This window comes from Fodinibius sp., assembly GCF_041642155.1.
Taxonomy (GTDB): Bacteria; Bacteroidota; Rhodothermia; order Balneolales; family Balneolaceae; genus Fodinibius.
This window is the reverse complement of record NZ_JBEPWZ010000252.1, coordinates 1-4,484: the sequence shown is the minus strand read 5'-3', so window position 1 is coordinate 4,484 and position 4,484 is coordinate 1. Positions and strand designations below refer to the sequence as shown.

The 4,484-nt window shown below is 50.2% G+C and carries 6 protein-coding genes; 5 read left to right on the top strand and 1 reads right to left on the bottom strand.

Going from position 1 to position 4,484, the window contains the following annotated elements:
• The 5 genes from ACESLU_RS12090 to ACESLU_RS12070 form a co-directional block, all read left to right on the top strand.
• A partial coding sequence (locus tag ACESLU_RS12090; protein WP_372638906.1) for a hypothetical protein occupies nucleotides 1-194 on the top strand: 194 nt, incomplete at its 5' end.
• Complete coding sequence (locus tag ACESLU_RS12085) at nucleotides 178-1,068, top strand: aminotransferase class IV (protein ID WP_372638905.1); 891 nt, start codon at nucleotides 178-180, stop codon at nucleotides 1,066-1,068. The genes ACESLU_RS12090 and ACESLU_RS12085, both read left to right, overlap by 17 nt.
• On the top strand, nucleotides 1,069-2,340 hold the full coding sequence (gene pabB / locus ACESLU_RS12080; protein ID WP_372638904.1) for an aminodeoxychorismate synthase component I: 1,272 nt from the start codon (nucleotides 1,069-1,071) through the stop codon (nucleotides 2,338-2,340).
• 398 nt (nucleotides 2,341-2,738) lie between these two features.
• A complete protein-coding gene (locus ACESLU_RS12075) occupies nucleotides 2,739-3,668 on the top strand; it encodes a hypothetical protein (RefSeq protein WP_372638903.1) in 930 nt (309 codons plus the stop codon).
• Nucleotides 3,669-3,809: 141 nt separating this feature from the next.
• Nucleotides 3,810-4,031, top strand: a complete 222-nt coding sequence (locus ACESLU_RS12070; RefSeq protein ID WP_372638902.1) for a hypothetical protein — start codon at nucleotides 3,810-3,812, stop codon at nucleotides 4,029-4,031.
• Nucleotides 4,032-4,064: 33 nt separating this feature from the next.
• Here ACESLU_RS12070 and ACESLU_RS12065 read toward each other — a convergent pair.
• A partial coding sequence (locus ACESLU_RS12065) for a hypothetical protein (RefSeq protein ID WP_372638901.1) occupies nucleotides 4,065-4,484 on the bottom strand: 420 nt, incomplete at its 5' end.

Genomic DNA, 4,484 nt, shown 5'->3' with positions numbered 1-4,484 from the left:
TGTATGCAAGAGAGCATGAGTATCCCTTTTACCATGTAGCGGGTTCCCAGCAGTTTTCTGCTTTTCATATACCGGGAGTACCCACATATTTGCTCTATGCTCCGGAAGGCACGCTTGAATTTGTTTTGACAGGATCTATGGATGAGGTTAAATTTGACAGCTTAAGGACGATAATGGATGACAGGCGAAAATAACGGATGGATTATTTATGACGGCAAGTTGACGCCGGCCAAAGAACCGGTTGCCGGTGCGGCCTCGCGGGGACTGATGTACGGCGACGGGACCTTTGAAACCCTTCGGGTGTATGGGGGACAGACTCTGCTCTTTGAAAAGCATATGGAACGGCTGGAAGCAGGGTTGCGCGTGCTGGGTATGGATGCGAGGCATCTTCCGCGTGAGGACAGGCTTAAGGAGCAAATCCACCGGCTGCTGCGGGAAAATACACTGCTTGACCGGGACGCTATTGTCCGGTTGCAGTGTTGGCGTGGAGGAAAGCGGGGGTATACGCCCCGAATCCGGGCTGAAATTCATTATACGGCAACAGCTTCCCAGTGCCCCGATTACGAAGGAACATACCCTGTCCTGGCCACCGTTGCGACCCGGCGCATCCCGTCCGAATCCCTCCCTTCCACGGGAAAGTTTACCAACGGAATTAATTATATCCTGGCCGCACGGGAGGCGGCTTCCCAGAATGCCGATGACGCGCTCATGCAAACCGTTGACGGCCGGGTATCCGAGACGACCATTGCCAATATTTTTTGGATTAAAGAGGGACAAATTTTCACTCCTTCTGTGGATTGTGACTTGATTCCGGGGATCACCCGACAGGCTATACTGGACATTATTGACCGGCACCCGGTGTACCGCTGCCGGGAGGGAAGCTATGCCGTTGAGGCCCTGTACGAAGCCGATGCCGTGGCCCTGTGCAATTCGGTCCGGCAGATTATGCCCGTTCGGGGGATCGATGGTTGTACTTTTGACACCGGGCATCCTGTTTTAAACGAGTTGAAACAGATATATTCGGATTATTGTCATCAAAACCTGAACCCCCTTCCGGACAGTGATTGAATGAGGATAAACCTGGCAGCGCTTTCAAATACATTGGCTCAACAGGGGCCGGTGATACTGCTGGAGTCGCAGTCCCGCGAACACCCGTGGTCGCAGCGATCGTATGTAGCCGCACGACCCAAAGCTGAAATAAAAGCATACGGCAGGCAGATCCATATTTCAGGAGAAGAAGGGCAACAGTGTTTTGACGCAAATCCGTGGGAAGCGCTGCGCATATTCAGGGAACAGCATGATGGCTGGCTGTTTGGATATCTGGGATATGATCTCAAGAACCATACCGAACAGCTGAGGTCGCAAAATCCGGATGCGATAGAAGCCCCAGATCTCTATTTTATGGTTCCCGAGTTTATACTCGAACAGGATCGCGTTACTCTTCAGGGCGGCATGATCAAAGGAGACTTGTTGACAATAGATAAACGGCATGCATTCAGTGGCAGCAGGGCTCGTTTCAAGGTGCGGGACCTCGCCCCCCAGCTGTCTGTGGATGAATACCTGGAGGGGATCAGGGAGGCGCAGCGGGCGATTGCTGACGGTGATTTTTACGAGATTAACTTATCACACCAGCTCCGGGGGAAATTCAGCGGTTCATCCCTGGCACTCTACCAGCGTATGAAAAAAGTGGGCCCGGTTCCCTTTGGAGCGTATCTCCGAACCCCCGATTGCACGGTTTGCTGTCAATCGCCGGAACGCTTTTTGCGCAGGGAGGCCGGGACAGTTTGTTCCCAGCCGATCAAGGGAACCTCCCAAAGAGGGAAGGACGAACAGGAAGATCATTTGCTGAAAGAAGCGCTGTCCAGATCAGCCAAGGAACGTGCTGAAAACCTGATGATTGTTGACCTGGTCCGTAACGACTTGAGCCGCATTGCTGAAAAAGGGTCGGTAACCGTAACCAGATTGTTCGACATTGAAACGTTTGGGACCGTTCACCAGATGGTTTCCACGATCAAAGCAAAAGCCGGGGATAAGGACCCGGTCGGTATCCTGCAAGCCTGTTTTCCCATGGGGTCCATGACCGGTGCCCCCAAGATTAGTGTTATGGAAGCCATAGAACGAATAGAAAAGTACCGGAGGGGCATTTATTCCGGTGCTATCGGATACATCAAACCGGACGGGGATTTTGACTTTAACGTGGTCATACGAACAGCAATTATCAAAAACAACGAACTGTTCTACGCGGTGGGCGGGGCCATCACCGGTGATTCAAATCCCCAGGCTGAGTGGAAGGAAACGTTGGTCAAGGCAGAGGCGTTGAGGGATGCGGTTGATTCCTGACGGAGCGGCGGCTGGTTTGGTTATGGCAAGCGCTGTTGCCGGTGCCTGTAATGTTTTCCGGCGGGGAACATTTATTCCCGCCCGGGGGTATCAGGTTAATCAATGAAGTAATACATACGGGCAAGAGGTAAGAGCCTGCATTTCCCAACCGTATGATTAAAGGACCACGCTGTGTTATTTTCATTGGAGAGCAGAACGAGCAGCACTCCCGTGATATCCGCAGCAGGAGTCCGACTGCTGCGTTAAAACGGCCCGGTTGTTGGGACCGGGAATGAGTATTCAGAAATAGCTGTTCATTTTGAGTAGCAGCTCATTTTATTTTTTGTAATATTTGCATGGTAGTGTTATCGCACCGTGGCTATTAATATTCGTCAATAGAAACCAAAGAGGAAATTCTTATGCCGGCAACAATAGAAGAGATTCGAAGTATACTCAACGAAGTGAGGCCCCAGCTAATGAGCAAAGCCAATGTGATGGCTACGGGCATCGGGTATAAAAGAGTGGATAACAGGACGACGGATAAACTGGCTATTATTTGTTCTGTAGCGATAAAAATGTCTGTCGAAAAACTGGATGCAGAAGATCTGATCCCCCAGGAAATTCAGAGTGTCCCCACCGATGTGAACCCGACAGGTATGTTTCGCACCCTTCAGGATCCTAAGGGACGGTTTCGTCCGGCTCCCGGGGGTGTGAGTATCGGACATGTGAACATTTCTGCCGGTACCCTTGGTTGTCTGGTTGAGAAAAACGGAGAGCTGTTTATCCTTTCAAATAATCACGTGTTAGCGAATAGCAATGAGGCCGATTTGGAAGATCCTATTTTGCAACCGGGTCCCTTTGACGGGGGACTCAAGGCGGAGGATGAGATAGCCACGCTCAGTGAATATGTGCCCATCATCTACAACGATGAGGGCGACAACTCTGAGAGCCCCGAAAACTTCGTCGACTGCGCCATTGCCAAGCCTCATAATACGGATGATATTGAAAACGAAATTTATCAGGTTGGGTCGATTGCCGGAGTCAAAGAGGCCAAATTTGATATGGAGGTTAAAAAAAGCGGGAGGACGACGGGACTGACCACCGGTGTGATTGAACAGGTGGATGTGACTTCCCGGGTAAATTTCGGAAGTAATAAAGCGGCGATCTTCACGGATCAGGTAATGGCGGGCAATATGAGCCAGGGAGGCGACAGCGGGTCCGCGGTCCTGGATAATGATGATAACATTGTGGGGCTCCTTTTTGCGGGAAGCGATACGAGTACTCTCATTAATCGCATTGAAAATGTGTTTGATGTACTTGAGGTGTCATTGCCTGAAAGTATGGTATGAAAACTGGATTGGAATCCGCAGGTGCCTTTTGCAACATCATGTCCCCCTGATTTCGGGGATGTGAGGGGAGAGGCTCTGCTATAAAAAATACGAAACCGTATTTCCTCCGATAAGTGGAGAGTAAAAACCAACATATTATTTATGGCAGATTACGAAGAGGCCGCTTCAATAAAACAGCAATATGAGCAGAAATGGCTGGCAATGGAGGAAGTTGTCGCCATAGGTATCGGTAGAGCGGGCGGAGAGACGGCCATTATTATTTCCGTGACAGAGCATTCCGATAAAGTGAGAAGAGAGATTCCCGGCCGTATTGAAGGGGTACCCATAACGATCCGGGAAACAGGAGAATTTAACGTCCAGTGATAAAGGTTCTCAAAATCATACTTTATCATACGTTCAGAAATGGTATCCCAATACGATTCCCAGCATCCCTCTTTCCCCCAGTGGGGCGCCTGTATCCCGAACATCAAACAGATCTGCAAACTCATAAATAAGTCCTCCTACAATTTTCAAAGGCTCCCCTTCCTTGTTCACGTACAGGCCGAGTCCCCCGTCAGTCATATTATTAATACGGTTGAAACGGCTTCTTGAGTAGACCGAAAAAGCGACCCGGTTACTTAAAAAATCCGGTATATATACATAGTCGAGAAACAGCGAGAACTGGTCCACCGTTCTGAAAGTCCCCTCCCAGGCCGTGTACGCTACCTGTGCTGTCCTGGTGGTTCCGTCAGCCTCCGCGGTAGTGATTGTCTCCCTTATAGTAAGCTCGGTTAAGGTTGAAATATTATTGGTTCTGTCATATCCGGCGTAAGCCCC